The organism is Janthinobacterium sp. GW821-FHT03C10, assembly GCF_059420865.1.
Map to the genome: position 1 here is coordinate 434,402 of NZ_JBWKUN010000006.1, position 17,859 is coordinate 452,260.

Annotated in this window: 16 protein-coding genes; 3 read left to right on the plus strand and 13 right to left on the minus strand. The window is 64.4% G+C overall.

The genetic code is table 11. The annotated features are described in order from the left end of the window. Nucleotides 1-40 precede the first annotated feature (40 nt). The 11 genes from AC07VH_RS21705 to AC07VH_RS21755 form a co-directional block, all read right to left on the minus strand. Nucleotides 41-295 (minus strand): PP0621 family protein, encoded by a 255-nt coding sequence (locus AC07VH_RS21705; protein ID WP_436541211.1) that lies wholly within the window; start codon nucleotides 293-295, stop codon nucleotides 41-43. Continuing rightward, nucleotides 292-1,095 (minus strand): cytochrome C assembly family protein, encoded by an 804-nt coding sequence (locus tag AC07VH_RS21710; RefSeq protein WP_070218587.1) that lies wholly within the window; start codon nucleotides 1,093-1,095, stop codon nucleotides 292-294. The genes AC07VH_RS21705 and AC07VH_RS21710 overlap by 4 nt, the downstream gene beginning before the upstream one ends. A 231-nt stretch (nucleotides 1,096-1,326) precedes the next feature. Beyond that, nucleotides 1,327-2,316 carry an ABC transporter substrate-binding protein gene (locus tag AC07VH_RS21715; protein ID WP_373632506.1) on the minus strand — a complete coding sequence of 330 codons (990 nt, stop codon included), beginning with the start codon at nucleotides 2,314-2,316 and terminating at the stop codon, nucleotides 1,327-1,329. 191 nt (nucleotides 2,317-2,507) lie between these two features. Continuing rightward, the gene (locus tag AC07VH_RS21720; RefSeq protein WP_475416162.1) at nucleotides 2,508-4,502 is read right to left on the minus strand and encodes a MacB family efflux pump subunit; all 1,995 of its coding nucleotides are present in this window, start codon (nucleotides 4,500-4,502) and stop codon (nucleotides 2,508-2,510) included. A gap of 5 nt (nucleotides 4,503-4,507) precedes the next feature. After that, the gene (locus tag AC07VH_RS21725; protein WP_489629791.1) at nucleotides 4,508-5,695 is read right to left on the minus strand and encodes an efflux RND transporter periplasmic adaptor subunit; all 1,188 of its coding nucleotides are present in this window, start codon (nucleotides 5,693-5,695) and stop codon (nucleotides 4,508-4,510) included. 91 nt (nucleotides 5,696-5,786) lie between these two features. Further along, nucleotides 5,787-6,128, minus strand: a complete 342-nt coding sequence (locus tag AC07VH_RS21730) for a DUF3325 domain-containing protein (RefSeq protein ID WP_475416095.1) — start codon at nucleotides 6,126-6,128, stop codon at nucleotides 5,787-5,789. Continuing rightward, nucleotides 6,125-7,822, minus strand: coding sequence for a PepSY-associated TM helix domain-containing protein (locus tag AC07VH_RS21735; protein ID WP_475416094.1), 1,698 nt, complete (start codon nucleotides 7,820-7,822; stop codon nucleotides 6,125-6,127). Before AC07VH_RS21735 ends, AC07VH_RS21730 begins: the two co-directional genes overlap by 4 nt. After that, complete coding sequence (locus AC07VH_RS21740) at nucleotides 7,819-8,100, minus strand: hypothetical protein (RefSeq protein ID WP_475416093.1); 282 nt, start codon at nucleotides 8,098-8,100, stop codon at nucleotides 7,819-7,821. The genes AC07VH_RS21735 and AC07VH_RS21740 overlap by 4 nt, the downstream gene beginning before the upstream one ends. 110 nt (nucleotides 8,101-8,210) lie before the next feature. After that, the gene (locus AC07VH_RS21745) at nucleotides 8,211-10,412 is read right to left on the minus strand and encodes a TonB-dependent siderophore receptor (RefSeq protein ID WP_494789188.1); all 2,202 of its coding nucleotides are present in this window, start codon (nucleotides 10,410-10,412) and stop codon (nucleotides 8,211-8,213) included. Nucleotides 10,413-10,524: 112 nt separating this feature from the next. Beyond that, complete coding sequence (locus tag AC07VH_RS21750; protein ID WP_494789189.1) at nucleotides 10,525-11,514, minus strand: FecR domain-containing protein; 990 nt, start codon at nucleotides 11,512-11,514, stop codon at nucleotides 10,525-10,527. Next, nucleotides 11,511-12,020 carry a sigma-70 family RNA polymerase sigma factor gene (locus AC07VH_RS21755; protein ID WP_494789190.1) on the minus strand — a complete coding sequence of 170 codons (510 nt, stop codon included), beginning with the start codon at nucleotides 12,018-12,020 and terminating at the stop codon, nucleotides 11,511-11,513. Before AC07VH_RS21755 ends, AC07VH_RS21750 begins: the two co-directional genes overlap by 4 nt. Nucleotides 12,021-12,259: 239 nt before the next feature. On the opposite strand from AC07VH_RS21755, the gene ffh reads away from it, so the two are divergent. Then, entirely contained in the window at nucleotides 12,260-13,627 is a 1,368-nt protein-coding gene (ffh, locus tag AC07VH_RS21760; protein ID WP_099401615.1) for a signal recognition particle protein, read from the plus strand. A 431-nt stretch (nucleotides 13,628-14,058) separates the two neighbouring features. Next, nucleotides 14,059-14,454: an SWIB/MDM2 domain-containing protein gene (locus AC07VH_RS21765; protein ID WP_071650146.1), complete on the plus strand. Its 396-nt coding sequence runs from the start codon at nucleotides 14,059-14,061 to the stop codon at nucleotides 14,452-14,454. A gap of 144 nt (nucleotides 14,455-14,598) precedes the next feature. Here the strand turns inward: AC07VH_RS21765 and AC07VH_RS21770 are convergent, their stop codons facing one another. Together AC07VH_RS21770 and AC07VH_RS21775 are read right to left on the minus strand one after the other, a co-directional pair. Continuing rightward, nucleotides 14,599-15,216, minus strand: coding sequence for a lytic transglycosylase domain-containing protein (locus tag AC07VH_RS21770; RefSeq protein WP_489629789.1), 618 nt, complete (start codon nucleotides 15,214-15,216; stop codon nucleotides 14,599-14,601). Then, nucleotides 15,213-16,952: a proline--tRNA ligase gene (locus AC07VH_RS21775; RefSeq protein ID WP_494789191.1), complete on the minus strand. Its 1,740-nt coding sequence runs from the start codon at nucleotides 16,950-16,952 to the stop codon at nucleotides 15,213-15,215. Before AC07VH_RS21775 ends, AC07VH_RS21770 begins: the two co-directional genes overlap by 4 nt. A 204-nt stretch (nucleotides 16,953-17,156) precedes the next feature. Between AC07VH_RS21775 and AC07VH_RS21780 the strand changes: the two genes are divergently transcribed. Next, complete coding sequence (locus AC07VH_RS21780; RefSeq protein WP_070218597.1) at nucleotides 17,157-17,789, plus strand: RNA pyrophosphohydrolase; 633 nt, start codon at nucleotides 17,157-17,159, stop codon at nucleotides 17,787-17,789. The last annotated feature ends 70 nt before the right edge of the window (nucleotides 17,790-17,859 follow it).

A 17,859-nucleotide genomic window follows, 5' to 3' on the forward strand; every position in this document is an offset into this window, starting at 1 on the left:
GATACGGATGAGCAACGCGCGCGAAGCTGCGCGCTTGCCCTTACACGGTGGCGTGCGCGTGGCTGCAGTAATCGTGGCCCTTGGCCTGCACGTTTTCCGAGGCCGGGTAGTACACGCCGCAATGGGCGCAGCACAGCATCAGCTCGGCATCGGGCAATTCCTGCGGCCGGCCCGGCGGAGTGAACGGGTTCGGCGGCTGCTGCGCGCGGGCACGCTGCTGCATGCCCCGGATCTTGCTGCGGATAGCAAACAGCACTAGGAACACCAGCGCCAGCCAGAATAAAACACGTGTCATGCGAATCCCCGGTGTAAAACCACTTCCAGTACAAAACGGCTGCCGACATAGGCCAGCAGCAAGGTGGCGAAACCGGCCAAGGTGAAGCTCAGGGCCGTCTTGCCGCGCCAGCCGCGAAAGCGGCGCCCCGCCAGCAGGGCGGCAAACAGCAGCCACGACAGCATGGTAAATACGGATTTGTGATCCCAGTTGAGCGCCTTGCCAAATAATTGCTCGGAAAACACAATGCCCGACAGCACGGTCAGGCTGAGCAGGATGAAGCCCAGGCCGATCATGCGGAACAGCAACTTTTCCATCGTCAACAGGGCTGGCAGCTGGTCCAGCGCGCTGCCGATGAAGCCGCGGCTCTCGCTGCGCGTATGCAGGCGCGATTCCTGCAGCGCCATCAGCACGGCGTGAAAGGCGGCAATCGTCAAGGTGCTGTAGGCGAGCACGGCCACGGCGATATGCCAGCCGAAGACGGCCGACTTGCCTTCCATGCTGACCTGGCTGCCGGGAAAGGCCCAGGCCAGGCCGATGGCGATGACGGCGCTGGGCATGACCATGCGGCGCAGTCCATCCAGGCTGAAATTGCGGTTCTCTATCCAGTAGGCTCCCACCGAGACCCACAGCGCGGCCGACAGCATGGCGGAAAAACCGAAGCGCAAGGTGCCAGGCGCCATCAGGTCGAACCACAGGGTGGCGGCGTGCGCCAGCCAGGCGACGCCGGTCAGGCCGGCAATGAGCCGGGCACGGGACGAGGGAAGCACCGCGCACGCCGCGTACAACAGGGCGGCGATGAAAAAGAAATAGATCTGCATAGTTTAAGTTTACACCATAGCCGGCAAGCGCGATTCAAGCGACAGTATGGGCTGTAAGCAATTGCCGCCAGCCGATACCGCAAGCCTGCCATGATATCGCGCCTCGGCCGCGACGGGGTGGCGCACCCTCAAGATTTCGGCAATCTTTCGCGCCGCTACATCTCATACTAGTATGCAGCAAAAAAATGATGGCCCGCTTAAGCGAGCCATCGGGTATTGCCATTATCCGGCTTACTTCACGTTCAGGCTCTTTTTCGCCTGCTCCAGCAAGTCCGTCTTGACCCAGTCCTTGGCCACGGGCGGCTTCGTCATGCGGCCCACGCCCGTTTTCACCATCACGTCCGTGGTGACCTGGATATGTTCTGGCGAGATGTCGTACGAATACGGCGAATTGCTGATCGCGTCGTCGAAGTCATCCTTCGTGATCTGGCCGCGGAACACGACTTCACGCACATACTTTTCCGCCGTCGCCTTGTTGTCGATAAAGGTTTTCGTCGCTTCGACGAAGCAGCGCATAAATTTCTCCGCCACGGGACGGCGTTCCTTGTAGAACTTTTCCGTCATCACCATGGTCCGCACGGGCTCGCCGATCGGCGTGTCGTACGGTTTGATGACTTCGGTGCCAAAGCCCTTGTTGATCGCCTGCGACGATTGCGGCTCCGACTGCATCATGGCGTCGATATTCTTGCCCATCAGCGCCTGGTTCAAGTCGGCGTAGGCGAGGAACACCAGCTGCACATCCTTGCCCTTGGTTTCGGAATACGTCAGGCCCGCCTGCGACAGTTCGGCCAGCAGCAGCACTTCCTGGATGCCGCCGCGCGTCACGCCCACGCGCTTGCCCTTGAGTTCCTTGACGCTGGCGATCTTTTGCCCCGCGCCCGCCACCAGGCGCGCGCCGCCCTTGGCAAAACCGGCCACCACATAGATCGGCGCGCCGCCGGCGCGGCCGGAAATGGCCGCTTCGGACGCCGTCGCGCCCACGTCCAGCTCGCCCGCGATAATCGCCTGCATCACGTCGAGGCCCTTGGCGAAGACATGCTCTTCGACCTTGATGCCGCACTTGGGCGCGATTTCCTTGATGTACGACACGGCGCCGTAGTGGGCGAATTTCAAGTTACCCAGGCGCACGACTTCCTGCGCCTGCGCCTGCACGGCGCCCATGCCGAACGCCAGCATGAGGGCGGCGGCGATACCGGTCTTCAAGGTTGATTTTTTCTGCATCGGGTTCTCCTGTGGTGGTTGACGTGTGCCCGTCAGGGCACAGCTATGCGAAACACGGCTTCTTATTATGGGGAGATAGTACCGTGTGTTGAGTCAGGAGCAATCTTTTTTATGGAAAGCCTGCCTTGGCGCTGTTGCAGCAGCGCAAAGACAGGCGAATCCGGGAGCAGCAAGCCCGGCTGCATGAAGCGTTACTGTCCCGCCAGCGCCACCACCGGATCGAGTCCCGATGCCTTGCGCGCCGGCATGAAGCCAAACACCAGCCCCGTCACCACGGCGCAGGCAAATGCCCCGGCGATGGCGCTGAGCGAAAAGATCACCGGCACGTCCCAGACCAGCAGCAGGCCGGCCACCGTCACGCCGACCACGATGCCGGCCACGCCGCCCACCACCGACACCAGCACGGCTTCGGTGAGGAACTGGCGCAGGATGTCGCGCCGGCGCGCGCCCGTCGCCATGCGGATGCCGATTTCGCGCGTGCGTTCGCGCACCGTCATCAGCATCACGTTCATGACGCCGATGCCGCCCACCACCAGCGAGACGGCGGCGATCAGGCTGAGCATCATGGTCATGTTGTCCTGCGTCTTCGCTTCGGCGGCGATCGACGCGGCCGCATTGCTGATGCCGTAGTCGCGGATGCGGTGGCGCTCGAACATGGTGGCGTCGACCGCCGCCTCCACCTCGGTCACGCGCTTGACGTCGTCCACCGCCATCACCGTGTATGTCGGCTCGCGCTGGCCGAAGACGCGGATGCCGGCCGTGGAAAACGGCAGCAGCAGCACGTCGTCTTCATCCTTCTCGCCCGTCAGCGCGCCCTTCGCGCTCATCACGCCGATCACCTGGAACGGCACGTTGCCGATCAGGATACTCTGCCCCACGGGATTGGCCACGTCGGGCATCAGCTTTTCGGCCAGGTGCGCACCCAGCACGGCCACGGTGGCCATCTCGCGCTCGTCTTCCTCGGTAAAGAAGCCGCCCTTGGCCACGGGCCAGGTCTGGATCTGCGGCAGAGCCGGCCCCGTGCCGCGCACATAGGTCTGCACGTCGAGGTTGCCGTGGCGTATCACCTTGTTGCCCGTGACATTCGGCAGCACGTGGGAAATTCCTGGCACGTCCTTGAGCGCATCGAGGTCGGCCAGGGTGATGCTGCGCCCGGGAATGCGCGAGCTTTCGCCGCGCGACGCCATGTACAGCAGGTTAGAGCCGAACGCGCCCAGTTGCGCCATCACCTGCTGGCGCGTGCCCAGGCCGATGGCCAGCATGACGATCACGGAAGCGACGCCGATGACGATGCCGAGCAGGGTCAAGCCCGTACGGAAGCGGTTGATCCACAGCACGCGCCAGGCGGCGCGCGCCGCGTCGAGCAATTCCGTGCCCAGCGACGCACCCGTGTCGTGCGCGGCGCGCGACATGTCCAGCGGCGGCAGGGCCGCCGACGTGGCGGGAATGGCGATGGCGCCCGAGTCGGCGACGATTTCGCCGTCGCTGATCTCGATCACGCGGCGCGCCTGGGCCGCCACCTTGCGGTCATGCGTGATCAGGATGATGGTGTGGCCCGCGTCGGCCAGTTCGCCCAGCAGGGCCATGACTTCGGCGCCGCTGCTGCTATCTAACGCCCCCGTCGGTTCATCGGCGAGGATGATACGCCCGCCATTCATCAGGGCACGCGCGATCGATACGCGCTGCTGCTGCCCGCCGGACAACTGGTTCGGCCGGTGGTCGAGCCGCTCGCCCAGGCCCAGGCGCTTGAGCAGCGCTTCCGAGCGGGCGTGGCGGGCCGCGGCCGGCATGCCCGCGTACAGGGCCGGCACTTCCACGTTTTCGCGCGCCGATTCGGTGGCGATCAGGTGATAGCCCTGGAAGACGAAGCCGAACGCTTCGCGCCGCAGCCACGCCAGTTCATCGGGATTCAGGCTGGCTACGTCCTGGCCGGCGAAGCGGTAGCTGCCGTCGCTGGGCCGGTCCAGGCAACCGAGCAAATGCATCAGGGTCGATTTGCCGGAACCGGACGCGCCCACGATGGCGACGAATTCGCCGGCGCCGATCGACAGGGTCAGGCCGCGCAGCACTTCCACGGCCGGTGCGCCGTCGTGGCCGCCGTAGCGCTTGCGGATGCCGACAAGCTCGATCAGGGGCGCCGGCTGGCCGCCTTCTCCGCTTTGTCCCAGAGAAGCGGCCTCGCTCATCGCGCTCACAGCTGGAACCTGCTGCTGCCGCTGCCGGCCGGCTGCTCGCCCGTGACCAGCAATTCGCCTTCGCGCAAGCCTTGCAGCACTTCCGCGCTGAGGCGGTTGCGCACGCCCACGGTGACGGTGCGCGTATCGACCTTGCCGTCCGCATCCATCACGCGGGCCGTGAACTGCCCCGGTTTGGCGCCTTCTTCCGTCGACGGTTTCAGGGCCGGCAAGGGCACGGCCAGCACATTGTTCGCCGCTGCCGTGACGAACACCACTTGCGCCGTCATCTGCGGCATCAATTCGCCATCGGCGTTATCCACGTCGAACAGTACTGTATACAAGATCACCTTGCTGGTCGACGGCGCCAGGGCCGTGCCTGCGGCGGCACCACCGGGCACCGGCGGGGCCGGCAGCACTTGCCGCACCTTGCCGCTCCAGCGCCGCTGGTCGCCGCCCAGGGTGGTGAAGTACACGGGCATGTCCGGGCGCACGCGGCGCACGTCCGCTTCCGACACTTCCGTCCATACCGTCATGGCCGACAGGTCGGCGATGCGCAGGATGTTCGGCGTCTGGTACGTGGCGTTCAGGGTTTGCCCCTCTTTCGCGTCCAGCCCCACCACCTTGCCGGCCATCGGCGCGTAGATGCGCGTATAGCCGAGGCGCGCCTCGTCCGCCTTCAGGCTGGCCTGGGTCTGGGCGATCTGCGCCTTCAGATGGTCGATCTTGGCGCCGGCCGAGGCCAAGGTGGCTTCGGCCGTCTCCAGGTCAGCCAGCGGCGTGGAATCAAACTTGGCCATCTGCTTCTGGCGCACGTGCTGCTGGCCGGCCAGGCGGTGCTGCGCCTGCTGGTCGGCCAGTTGCGCGCGCAAGCCCGCCAGCGCGGCGCGGCCCGCGTCGACCGTGGCCTGCTGCACGCTGGGGTCGATCTCGGCCAGCAACTGCCCCTTTTCCACGGCGCTGCCCGGCTGCACGTGCAGGCGCGTGATCTGGCCCGACACCTGCGCGCCCACGTCGACATAGGTTTGCGGCTGCAGGGTGCCGATGGCCGTGACGCTGGCCTCGATATTGCCGCGCTTGACGGGCGCCGTGTCGAACACGGTGGCCGGGCCGCGCGTGGCCCACAGGGCACCGGCGCCAAACAGCGCCAGCAAGACCACGCCGCCGAGGATGCGGGCGCGGCGCGAAGGCAGGCGGGCCGCCATCAGGAAGCCGCCTTGCGGTTGCAGATACAGTAAATCGGTGTCGCCAAACGTGAAAAATACATCGGTCTATCCTTGAAAATAGCGGTGGACATCACCGCAGGAACGTCACAAGACCTGCCAGCGCGGCGACGGCTGCCAGCAGGGAACTACGCAACAGCAAGCGGGGGGCATACGGCAGCAGCAGGGCCACCAGCAGCGCGCCGGCCGATATGAAACCCAGCCAGGCGACGACGCCGACGGTGGCGCTCCAGCCGGCCACGCAAGGCCAGATGGCCAGCGCCAACAGGACGGCGCCCGCCAGCTGCAGCGCGCGCCGCACGTTCGGCGCCGCGTCCCTGCCCCAGACCTGGCCATGGTGGCGGTCCATCGCCAGCGAGAGGCTGGCCATGCCCGCATACGACAGGCCCAGCGCGCACAGGATGGCGTTAATCATGACTGTCCCTCCGTATTGACTCGCAGGCTGGCCGACGGTGCTTCCTTGGCTACCGCCTTCTTGAGCGGTTTTTCCTTGCGCTTGTGGACTTTCCACGCGCCCCAGCCGGCCAGCAGGCCGAAGGCCATGCTGCCCAGTTCCACGCCGGCGCTTTCCCAGTCGCCGCGCGCGATTTGCGCCGCCAGGTTGTCTCCCGTGCTCAGGACATTGAGCACCGGCAGCAGCAGGCACAGGGCGGCCAGCAAACACAGTTGCTCGATCCACGCGCGCTTTTCCGCGCGCACGCAGGCGTGCACCAGCATCAGGAACCACACGCCGAAGAAGGCGCGCACTTCCCAGCCGGCGCGGTGCTCGATGCCGACGGGGATCAAACGATTGGCCCACAGGAAACCCACGCAGGCGATGGACAGGCCGGCGATCGCCGCCACGTTCAGGCAGGCGATGACGCGGTAGACGCGCTGCGTATAGGCACCGAACTCGCCGCCGGACTTCTGGCGGCGCTTGACCATGAACAGGATGGCGCCCGTGCCCATCATGGCTGTGCCGGCCAGGCCACAAAAGAAGTACAGCCAGCGCATCGGCGTGCCGCCGAAACCCACCATATGCAGGTTCGACATGACGGAGCGCGTCAGGCCCGCGCCGCCCGTGTCGGACGCGCCGGGCAGGCGCAAGGCGGTCTGCTCTCCCGTGGCCAGCGCATAACAGGCCCTGCCCGTGTTGGCGCTGAGGCGCTCCATCGTGTCCGTCTCTTCGTTCCAGCCGTACATGCACACGCGCATGGAGGCGTCGTTCGGATTGTCCAGCACCACGGCGCGGATTTCCTGGCCGATGGCCTGTTCGGCGCGCAGCGCAAACGATTCCAGCGCGGGAATGGCCAGCGGCTGGCCCGTTTTCACGGGTTTGCCCGCATCGTTCCAGTCTGCCAGGAAGGCTTTCTTGGGATTGTCCATGCCGTATTGCGCCGCCACGGGGGCCGGCACATAGTCATCGCTGAAGAATGCCAGCCCCGTGTAGGCGATCATGAACTGGAACGGCAAGGTCAGCACGGCCACCGCGTTGTGCGCGTCCAGCCACGAACGCTGGCCCTTGGCCGGGCGGAAGGTGAAGAAATCCTTGAAGATGCGCTTGTGCGTGATGACGCCGCTCACCAGCGCCACCAGCATGATCATGGTGGTGATGGCGACGATCCAGACGCCGATGCGTCCCGCGTGCAGCTCGTAGTGGAAATCGACGAAATGGTGGCCGCCGATGGTTTCCCGCTCCGTTGCCTCGCGCGCATGCTCGATGACGGCGCCCGTCAGCGGATCGAGATCCGCCGAGCCATAGCCGCCGCTGGGCTGGAACCAGTAGGCGGACAGGCCGTGGCCGGGGCGCTGCACGGGCCAGATTTCCCACATGTCCGCCTTTGGGTGCTCCTTCGCCATGAAGTCGAGCGCCAGTTCCAGGCGGTGCGCGCGGTCCGTGACCTTGGGCAGCGGCGGATCGTTCGCATGCGCCGCTTCTTCCAGTGCGTGTTCGGGCGTCATCCAGTGGCCGATCGGGTCGTCGAAGACGGCCAGGGTGCCGGTCAGGAAGATGGCGAACAGCAGCCAGGAAATCCACAGGCCGCTCCAGGTATGCAGCCAGGCCATGGCCTGGCGCAGGCCACCCTGTTGCGGCGTTTTCACCACTTTGTCTACCTTGACGGCGTTCATGCGGCACCCCGCGACAGCAGCAGGCCGATGCCGCCGCAGGCGATGGCCGGCAGCAGCATGCCGAGCCAGGCGCGGCGCAGGTCTTGCACGGCAAAGACCCAGATCACGGCGCAGGTGTAGACGACAAAGGCGCTCAGGGTGGCCGTCAGCACGGCTTCGGGGCGCGACAGCGGCAGCACGGCCGCCAGCAGCACGGCCACGCCGGACGTCAGCGCATAGCCGCCAAAAACGGCGGCAAGCACGCGCGAAAACAACATCATGTGGGCCGATTTCATCATCGCGGCGCTCCCTGCAGCACCAGCGTGGTCACGCCATCGCGGGCCAGGTTCAACTGCACATCCATAAGCCATGCATCCTTCATCAAGATAGGTCATTCAAAAGTGATTGTTTACAGTTTGTAGTTCAAGGTCAGCATCAGGTTGCGCGGCGTGCCCACCAGGTTGCCGAAGACATCGGAATAGATGCTCTGGTAATAGTGCTTGTCGAGCGCATTGTTGACGTTCAGGCGCAGCTCGGTGCGGCTGTCGATCTGCCAGGCCGCGTTCAGGCCCACGATCGCATAGCGGCCCTGGCGCAGATGGTAGGTGCCGTCGCTCGACTCGGTCGCGCCCTGCCCGTACACCGACGCGCCCACGCGCCAGCCCTGCGCCGCGCCGGACAGACGGTAGCTGGTGGCCAGCTTGAGCTGCTGGCGCGGATAGCGGCTATTAAAGTCCTTGCCGATATTGGCCGGATCGCTGTCGCGCGTGAATTGCGCCTTCACATAGGTGTAGCCGGCCGACAACTGCCAGTCGGGCGTCAGCGCGCCCGCCACGTCCAGCTCCACGCCTTCGCTGCGCACTTCGCCCGACGCGCGCTGGCAATAGCCCCAGGTGCTGCCGGGGCAGGGATTCGGACCGGCCAGGTCGTCCACGCCGCGGTTCTGCTGGCGGATCTGGAACACGGCCGCGCTGGCATTGAGGGCGCCGCCGAAGTATTCGCCCTTCACGCCCGCTTCATAGTTGGTGCCGCTGATCGGCTTCAATGGCTGCGCATTGGCATCGGTGGACGCCTGCGGCTGGAAGATCTCGGTCCAGCTGGCGTACACGGAATGCTGCTTGTCGAGGTCATACACGACACCGGCGTACGGCGTGAATTCGCGCGCCACCGAGTAGCCGGCATCGTCCTTGTACCAGCTCACGCGCCCGCCCAGCACCAGCGACAGCGGGTCGGCCAGGCGCAGGCGCGTGCCCACATAGACGCCGCTTTGCTCGGTGATGCTGGCCGTACGCCACTGCGCGTAGTTGATGACGGGGCGCGCCACGCTGCCCGCATCCCAGTTGTACGGGTCGAGCACGGGCGCGGCCGCGCCCCAGCTGTACGGGGCCCAGCCGCCATAGCTGTTTTTCGAGGAACGGCGGTGGCTGGCGCCGACGGTCAGCTCGTGCTCGCGGCCGAACAGGTTGTAGCCGCCGCTGGCATACGCGTCATAGCTGGTGTTGGCCAGTTCGGCGCGGTAGCTTTGCGAATTGAAGCGCAGGGTGTCGCCCCGGCGGTTGATGCCGGAAAACGTCGTGTCGATCTCGGGCGTCTTGCGCGTGGCAGACAGCCTGGCCTTCCAGCCGTTGCCGAAGCGGTGTTCCAGTTCGGCGAAGACGGTTTTATCGGTCTGGCGCCACGCATCAAAATCGGTACCCAGGTAGGTGGAACGGGGCAAATTCAAAAAGCGGCCGTCGGCGGCCGTCACCACGCCCGTCGTCACGCCGTCGTTATCGGTCTTGCGGTAGTGGGCGCCCACCGTCAGCGTGGTATCGGGACGCAGGTCGGCCTCGATGACGCCGTACAGCTGGTGGTTGCGGCCATGCAGCACGTCGACAAAATCCTTCTTGTCCTGCACCGTGACGACGATGCGCCCGCGCAGGGTCTTCGCTGCGTTGAGCGCGTTGGCCGCATCGGCTTCCAGGCGGTAGTTGCTCCAGCTGCCGATGCTGGCCGAGAACGCGGCTTGCGGCGTGGCCGTCGGGCGCTTGCGCACCATGTTGATGGCCGCGCTGGGCGTGCCGCTGCCCGTGGTCAGGCCCGTGGCGCCGCGCACCACCTCGATGCGGTCGTAGATGGCCAGGTCGTCGTTGTCGCCATTGAAAGTGCCATTCGCGCCCAGGCTGGTGGGCAAGCCGTCGAGCAGGATGTTATCGACTGGAAAGCCGCGCGCGCTGAAACTGCCCGAATCGCCCGTAAAGTTGCCCTTTTGCATGACCAGACCCGTGATCGACTGCACGGCGTCGTCCAGGGTCGTGATGCCCAGGTCATCGATCTGCTGGCGCGTCAGCACGCTGACCGACTGCGGCGTCTCGCGCAGCGACAGGCTCAGCTTGGTTGCCGTATTGCTCACGCCCGTCGTATAGGAGCCGCTGCCTTCCGTCGTCGCATCGCGCCCCGCCGTGACGGACACGCCGAGCATGGTCTGCTCGGTCGCGGGAACGACAGGCGCGGCCTGCTGCGCCAGCGCCGGCAGGCTGGCGGCCAGACACAGGGCCGTCACGGCCAGCGCCAGCGGATGCCGCTGGGGACGATGCGATACGAAATTGACAAGATGCGAAACCTGTTGCATAAAAGATCCTGAAAAGTGGCGTCATGAGACGGTGAAAAACAGGCGCCCTACCTTGTAGGTGCCGCAAGACTGCAAAACGGGCAGCCGGATGGAAAAATATTTTTATCGAACGCTACGGCGCCGGCTCGACGCTGACCCAATAGCGCGTGCGGCTGCGGACCTGCACCGGCAGCGAGTTAGGCAGCATGTTCAAAATACGCTGGGTATCGGCCAGCGGGAACACGCCCGACAGGCGCAGCTGTGCCACTGCCGGCGCGCAGTCGATCACGCCGGGGCGGTAGCGGGCCAGGTCGGCCAGGAAATCGCCCAGGGTCACGTCGTCGACGATCAGCTGCCCGCGCGACCAGGCATGCGCATGCGCGCCGACGGCATGCGGCGCATCCGGCGCCTGGCGGGAAAAGGCCACGCCGCGCCCGGCCGCCAGCAGCAAGGGCGCGCCGCCGTCGCGGGGGCGGATTTCAACGGCGCTTTCCAACACGTCCACCGTGCTGTAGTCATCTTGCTGGCGCACGGTAAAGCGCGTTCCCAGCGCGCGCACCAGGCCTTCGCGCGTGGCCACCACCAAAGGTGCGGCGCTGCCGGCGCCGTGGCCGCTGGTGACGAGGATCTCGCCGGCCAGCAGCTCGATCAGGCGGCGGCTGGCGTCGAAACGCACGTTGACTGCCGATCCCGTATTCAGGCTGAGCACGCTGCCATCGTCCAGCACCACCTCGCGCCTCTCGCCCGTGGCCGTGCGGTAGTCGGCGCGCAGGGCGCGCATATCATCCCAGGCGCCCGTCTGCGCGGCCAGCATGCCGCCGCCGGCCGCCACGCCCAGCCACGCCAGCACCTGGCGCCGTTTGCCGTTGACGGCTTTGCGCTGCGTGCCGGCCAGCGCCTGCGCGGCCGCGCCGCGGTGCAAGCCGTTGAAGCGCCGCGACACCGCTTCGATATGCCGCCAGGCCCGTTCATGTTCCGGGTCGGCGGCGCGCCAGCGCTGCCAGGCGGCGTATTCCGCTTCGCTGGGCTCGCTAGACATCAGCACGGTCAGCCACTCGGCCGCCTGCTGCTGCACCTCCTCGCGAATGGCTGGCGGTGCCGCCGGCTCTGCCAACTTGCTCATGCCGGCAGCGAGAAAAACACCTGGCGGTTGGCGCGCGTCAGGTATTGCTTGACCGAGCTGGCCGATACGTTCAGGCGCGCGGCGATCTCGGCATAGCTGAGGCCTTCCAGCTGCGCCAGCAAGAACGCCGCGTGTACGGGTGCGGGCAAGCCGTCGAGGGCCTGGTCGATTTCCTGCAAGGCTTCCAGCGCCAGCAGCCGCTCCTCGGGCGCGGGCGCCGTCTCGGGCGGCAGGCAGGCGAGCGCTTCCAGATAGGCGTCCTCCAGCACTTGGCGGCGGTAGCGGTGCGCCACCAGGCGGCGCGCGACGGTGGCGAGAAAAGGCCGCGCTTCGCGGATCTGCGGCGCGGAAGCGGCCGTCAACACGCTGATGAAGGTGTCTTGCGCCAGGTCCGCCGCGTCGCCCGCATTGCCCAGCTTATGCCGCAGCCAGCCCTGCAGCCAGCCGTGATGGCTGCTGTAGAGCGCGTGCAGGTCTTGTTGCTGGGCAAAATCGGCGGCCGACATGGCATCCCTTTCCGGTCTGGCGCGGCGCGCCCACGAATGTAAATAAGAATTATTCTCATTTTAACCGTGTTTTTGACTTTCATGCAATCGCGGCATTGGCAGAAATACCAACTCATTCAAAAGCCGGCCAACCGCCAGGCGCTGCTGCGCGGGACCGCCAGCCACCCGCGATAAGGTAAAATGACGGCCATCGTCCGGCTTGCGCCGCCCACTCCCAAGCTTTTCATTGCAGGTTCATCATGCTAGATAATCTCACCCAACGGCTTGCCAAAGTCGTCAAGACCATGCGCGGCGAGGCGCGCCTGACCGAAGCGAACACCGCCGACATGCTGCGCGAAGTGCGCCTGGCGCTGCTCGAAGCCGACGTCGCCCTGCCCGCCGTGCGCGAATTCATCGCCAAAGTCAAAGAAAAAGCCATGGGCGAGGATGTCATTTCCTCGCTCACGCCAGGCCAGGCCCTGGTGGGCGTGGTGCAGCGCGAGCTGGCCGCCCTGATGGGCGCCGACCTGGGACCGGAAGCGTCGCAGATCAGCTTTGCGCAGCAGCCGCCCGCCATCATCCTGATGGCCGGTCTGCAGGGTGTGGGTAAAACCACCACCGTCGGCAAGCTGGCGAAGTACCTGAAGGAAGAAAAGAAGAAGAAAGTACTGACCGTCTCGGCCGACGTCTACCGCCCCGCCGCGATCGCCCAGCTGCAATCGGTCACCGCCCAGGTAGGCGCCGACTTCTTCCCGTCCGCCAGCACGGACAAGCCGGTCGATATCGCCCTGGCCGCGCTGGACTGGGCGAAAAAGCACTACCACGACGTGCTGATCATCGATACGGCGGGCCGTCTCGGTATCGACGAAGAGATGATGCGCGAAATCGCCGCCGTCCACGGCGCCGTGAAGCCGATCGAAACCCTGTTCGTCGTCGACGCCATGCTGGGCCAGGACGCCATCAACACGGCCAAGGCCTTCAACGATGCGCTGCCGCTGACCGGTATCGTGCTGACCAAGCTCGACGGCGACGCGCGCGGCGGTGCAGCCCTGTCCGTGCGCCACATCACGGGCAAACCGATCAAGTTTGCCGGTGTCTCGGAAAAACTCGACGGCCTGGAAGCGTTCGACCCGACCCGCATGGCCAACCGCATCCTGGGCATGGGCGACATCCTTGCGCTGGTGGAAGAAGCGCGCAAGGGCGTCGACAGCAAGGCGGCAGCCGATCTGGCGCAAAAGATCAAGGTCGGCGGCAAGTTCGACATGAACGACTTCAAGGCGCAGCTGGGCCAGATGAAGAAAATGGGCGGCATGGCCAACCTGATGGACAAGCTGCCAGCCCAGTTCCAGCAGGCGGCAGGCGGCAAGAACATGGATCAGGCAGACAAGCAGGTGCGCCGCATGTGCGGCATCATCGATTCGATGACGCCGCAGGAACGCGCCAAGCCTGAACTGATCAAGGCCACGCGCAAGCGCCGCATCGCCGCCGGCGCCGGCGTGCAAGTGCAGGAAGTGAACCGCATGCTGACGCAATTCGAGCAAATGCAGACGATGATGAAGAAATTGTCGGGCGGCGGCATGATGAAGATGATGCGCTCCATGAAGGGCATGATGCCTGGCATGAGGTAAGGCTTCAAAATCCGCTGCGCGGGGCGCTTTGCGGCCGGCGATGCTCACCGTACTCAAGTACGGTTGCGCTTCTCGGCCACAAATCATCCCTGCTCGCTGTGATTTTGAAGGCCTTTTTTACGCCGCGTATCGAAAGTCGACAGATCAAAAAACACCGTTCCAAATAATGCCGGATTGCATTTTCATGTGTCCGGAATCCTTTCTTTCCTCCCCCGCAGCGCCCCTGCCCGCATAGCCAGCAACCATGCCATTTACGGGTAAAAACGCCGTTCTGCGCCCCCAAGCGGTGCGCCCGGGCGACAGGCACGGCATTTCCCTGCTTTTTCCTCGTGAAAACGTGAAAAACACTTGCATACAAGGTAAATCCACACCAATATTAGCCGTGCGATTAATTGCGCAATTTCCCATGTGTTTGTTAAGGAGGCTCGAAGATGGCAACAGCCAAAAAAACCCCAGTAGCAGCGCCAGCCAAAGCAGCAGCAGCCAAGCCTGCAGCCGCCAAGAAAGCAGCACCCGCAGCCAAGGCAGCAGCTAAACCAGCAGCGGCGAAGAAAGCGGCAGCACCGGCAACACCACGCAAGCCAAACGCAGCATTCATGAAAGCAATGACGCCATCGAAAGATCTGGCCGCCGTTGTTGGCGCAGCACCACTGCCGCGTACGGAAGTGACCAAAAAGGTATGGGATTACATCAAAAAACTCGATCTGCAAGATCCGGCCAACCGCCGCATGATCAATGCGGACGACAAGCTGAAAGCTGTTTTCGGCGGCAAAGCCCAAGTCTCCATGTTTGAAATGACGAAACTGATCTCCGATCATTTGAAATAATCAGATACGCACAGGGCGTTCCGCGCCGTGTGAGTGCCCCGCCGCATGACTGCGAGCGGGGCATTTTTTTTGCTGCGGGCGTCAACGATGTTGTAGGATGACGGTCTTTCAGACCGAATCCGACCTACGTCCTGACCCCAGCCTTCATTTAAATTCCCACTGCCTCCACGCGGCACGCACGGCATTCGGATACTCGGCCCTGCCCCGGCTGCCGTTATACCTCCCCAGCGCCAGGTACAAATCGCCCTTTTCCATGTCCAGGTACATGCGCAGGATCGCGCAGCCGTAGCGCAGATTCGTCTGCATGTGGAACAGCTTGCTGCGGTCATGGTCGCCGATGACGCCCGTCCAGAACGGCATCACCTGCATGTAGCCGCGCGCGCCGGCCAGCGAGACGGCATATTTGCGGTAGGCCGACTCCACCTGGATCAGGCCCAGCACCAGGGCCGGCTCCAGGCCCGCGCGGCGCGCTTCATACCAGACCGTTTCCAGGAATTCCGTGCGCAACTGGGCGTCCGGCAGCTTGCGCTGCAGACGCTGCGACATCTGCGCCAGCCATTGCTGGTAGCGCTGCAAGTCGGCGGGCGTGGCAAATTTGGGCTGCGGCGGGCGTTCGTCGCGGATCGCATGCGACAGGGCCAGGCGGACGGAGTCGGCCAGCGCCTCCTCCTTCTGGTTGCCGGCCTGCGCCGTGAAGGCGCAGGCCAGGCCGGCGGCCAGCGCGAGCGCGCCAGCCGCCTTGCTTACCGATAGGCGCTTCACTGCGCCATTTGGCCCTGGATGAAGGCGACGATCTCGTCCGGCGCCACGCCAGTGGCTTCCGCATCGCGGCGGCCCTGGTATTCCAGCTTGCCTTCTTTCAGGCCCCGCTCGCCGATGACGATGCGGTGCGGCACGCCAATCAGTTCCCAGTCAGCGAACATGGCGCCTGGGCGCAGGCCGCGGTCGTCGACGATGACGTCCACGCCAGCGCCTTGCAGGGCCGCGTACAGCTTCTCCGTCTCTTCCTTGACCAGTTCGCTGCGGTCCATGCCCATCGGGCACAGCACGACTTCGAACGGCGCGATCGACGCGGGCCAGATGATGCCCTTGTCATCGAAGTTCTGTTCGATGGCAGCGCCCAGGATGCGCGTCACGCCGATGCCGTAGCAACCCATCTGCAACGGCGCAGGCTTGCCATTTTCGTCGAGGAAGGTGGCTTTCATGCTTTCCGAATACGCCGTACCCAGCTGGAACACATGGCCCACTTCGATGCCGCGCTCGATGGCCAGCGCGCCCTGGCCGTCCGGCGACGCGTCGCCGGCGACGACATTGCGCAAGTCGGCCACGATGGCAGGCTCGGCCACGTCACGGCCCCAGTTGGCGCCCGTGTAGTGGAAACCGGCCTCATTCGCGCCGCAGACGAAGTCGCTCATGTAGGCGACCGTGCGGTCCGCCACCACGGTGACGGGCGCCTTCGTGCCGATCGGGCCCAGGTAGCCGGGGATGGTGCCGTAGACTTCCAGGATTTCCGCTTCCGTCGAGAAACGGTGACCGGCCAGGCCGGCAACCTTGCCCACCTTGATCTCGTTCAATTCATGGTCGCCGCGCAGCAGCAGCATGAAATGCTGTTTCGTGACTTTCTCGTCCTTGCCCGTCGTTTCCACCGTCAGGGCGATGGTTTTCACCGTGTCCGACAGCTCGATGCCCAGCAGGGCGGCCACGGTTTCGCACTTGACGGTGTCCGGCGTGGCCGTTTTCGTCAGCGCCTGGGTGGCAGCCGGGCGCTCGCCGGCTGGCGGCAGCGCTTCGGCCGCTTCCATGTTGGCGGCGTAGTCGGAGGTCGGACAGTACACGAGCGCGTCTTCACCCGTGTGGGCGATGACGTGGAATTCGTGCGAACCGGAACCGCCGATGGCGCCGTTGTCGGCCGCCACGGCGCGGAATTTCAGGCCGAAACGCGTGAAGATGCGCGTGTAGGCGTCGAACATGACTTTATACGACGCCTGCATGCCGGCCAGGTCGCGGTCGAACGAATACGCGTCCTTCATGGTGAATTCGCGGCCGCGCATCAGGCCGAAGCGGGGACGGCGCTCGTCGCGGAACTTGGTCTGGATATGATAAAAGTTCAACGGCAGCTGGCGGTAGGACTTGATTTCCGTGCGCACGACGTCCGTGATGACTTCTTCCGACGTGGGCTGGATCGCGTATTCGCGGCCGTGGCGGTCTTTCACGCGCATCAGTTCGTCGCCCATCTTGGTCCAGCGGCCCGTCTCCTGCCACAGTTCGGCCGGCTGCACGAGCGGCATCAGCAGTTCGATGCCGGCGGCTTTGTTCATCTCGTCACGGATGATGGCTTCCACCTTGCGGATCACGCGCAAGCCCATCGGCATGTAGGTATAGATGCCGGAACCGAGGCGTTTGATCATGCCTGCACGCATCATCAATTGGTGGCTGACGATTTCCGCGTCAGAAGGTGCATCTTTAAGTGTGGAAATAAAAAAACGGGAGGCGCGCATAACGGTGAATTCTTTTTAAAAAGAGAGGGTTATAATCAACCTAATTTTAAAGGATTAGCTGGCTGATGCGTCCATACTTTACACAAATGCGCTCAATTGGTGCGATTCCGGCGCTTTTCGCACCCCGAAAAGGTCACCGGCTTGCGAAGTTGTGGGTAATTATGTAAAAAAGGACGCACTGTCGCAGAAAGTTTGAGGTGCATTATGCTCGACCGTGAAGGGTTTCGGCCCAACGTCGGCATCATCCTGCTAAACGCCCAGAACGAGGTGTGGTGGGGCAAGCGGGTGCGCGAGCACTCATGGCAGTTTCCGCAAGGCGGTATCAAATATGGCGAAACACCGGAACAAGCCATGTTTCGCGAACTTGAAGAGGAAATCGGACTCAGACAGGAACACGTCAAAATTGTCGGCCGCACCCGCGACTGGCTGCGCTATGAGGTGCCAGACCACTTCATCAAGCGCGAGATTCGCGGCCATTACCGTGGCCAGAAGCAGATTTGGTTTCTGCTGAGAATGTGCGCGCGCGATAACGACGTCAATCTGCGCCTGACCGACCATCCCGAGTTCGACGCCTGGCGCTGGCATGAATACTGGGTCCCGCTCGATGTCGTCATTGAATTTAAACGCGATGTATACCAGCGCGCCTTGCAGGAGCTGTCCCGCTTCCTGACCTGGCCCGTGCATGGCAACGCACAACAAGCGCACCGCCACACGTCGCGCTACCTGCGCCAGCCCCATGCGCCACGGGCACAGGACGGCGCGGCACTGGCCAAGCCTTGCGACGGCATTGCCGCCGAAGGGTGTACGCCGGAGCTGATCTTGCCGGGCAAGGAGTAGTCCGCCGCAATGAACGCACGCTCCCACGCAAAAGGGGCAGCCTGAACAGGCTGCCCCTTTTTTCATACCG

Bases quoted from the DNA above. Each gene is read 5' to 3' on its own strand.
- AC07VH_RS21705 (WP_436541211.1), bottom strand. From the start codon at position 295: ATGACACGTGTTTTATTCTGGCTGGCGCTGGTGTTCCTAGTGCTGTTT.
- AC07VH_RS21710 (WP_070218587.1), bottom strand. From the start codon at position 1,095: ATGCAGATCTATTTCTTTTTCATCGCCGCCCTGTTGTACGCGGCGTGC.
- AC07VH_RS21715 (WP_373632506.1), bottom strand. From the start codon at position 2,316: ATGCAGAAAAAATCAACCTTGAAGACCGGTATCGCCGCCGCCCTCATG.
- AC07VH_RS21720 (WP_475416162.1), bottom strand. From the start codon at position 4,502: ATGAGCGAGGCCGCTTCTCTGGGACAAAGCGGAGAAGGCGGCCAGCCG.
- AC07VH_RS21725 (WP_489629791.1), bottom strand. From the start codon at position 5,695: ATGGCGGCCCGCCTGCCTTCGCGCCGCGCCCGCATCCTCGGCGGCGTG.
- AC07VH_RS21730 (WP_475416095.1), bottom strand. From the start codon at position 6,128: ATGATTAACGCCATCCTGTGCGCGCTGGGCCTGTCGTATGCGGGCATG.
- AC07VH_RS21735 (WP_475416094.1), bottom strand. From the start codon at position 7,822: ATGAACGCCGTCAAGGTAGACAAAGTGGTGAAAACGCCGCAACAGGGT.
- AC07VH_RS21740 (WP_475416093.1), bottom strand. From the start codon at position 8,100: ATGATGAAATCGGCCCACATGATGTTGTTTTCGCGCGTGCTTGCCGCC.
- AC07VH_RS21745 (WP_494789188.1), bottom strand. From the start codon at position 10,412: ATGCAACAGGTTTCGCATCTTGTCAATTTCGTATCGCATCGTCCCCAG.
- AC07VH_RS21750 (WP_494789189.1), bottom strand. From the start codon at position 11,514: ATGAGCAAGTTGGCAGAGCCGGCGGCACCGCCAGCCATTCGCGAGGAG.
- AC07VH_RS21755 (WP_494789190.1), bottom strand. From the start codon at position 12,020: ATGTCGGCCGCCGATTTTGCCCAGCAACAAGACCTGCACGCGCTCTAC.
- ffh (WP_099401615.1), top strand. From the start codon at position 12,260: ATGCTAGATAATCTCACCCAACGGCTTGCCAAAGTCGTCAAGACCATG.
- AC07VH_RS21765 (WP_071650146.1), top strand. From the start codon at position 14,059: ATGGCAACAGCCAAAAAAACCCCAGTAGCAGCGCCAGCCAAAGCAGCA.
- AC07VH_RS21775 (WP_494789191.1), bottom strand. From the start codon at position 16,952: ATGCGCGCCTCCCGTTTTTTTATTTCCACACTTAAAGATGCACCTTCT.
- AC07VH_RS21780 (WP_070218597.1), top strand. From the start codon at position 17,157: ATGCTCGACCGTGAAGGGTTTCGGCCCAACGTCGGCATCATCCTGCTA.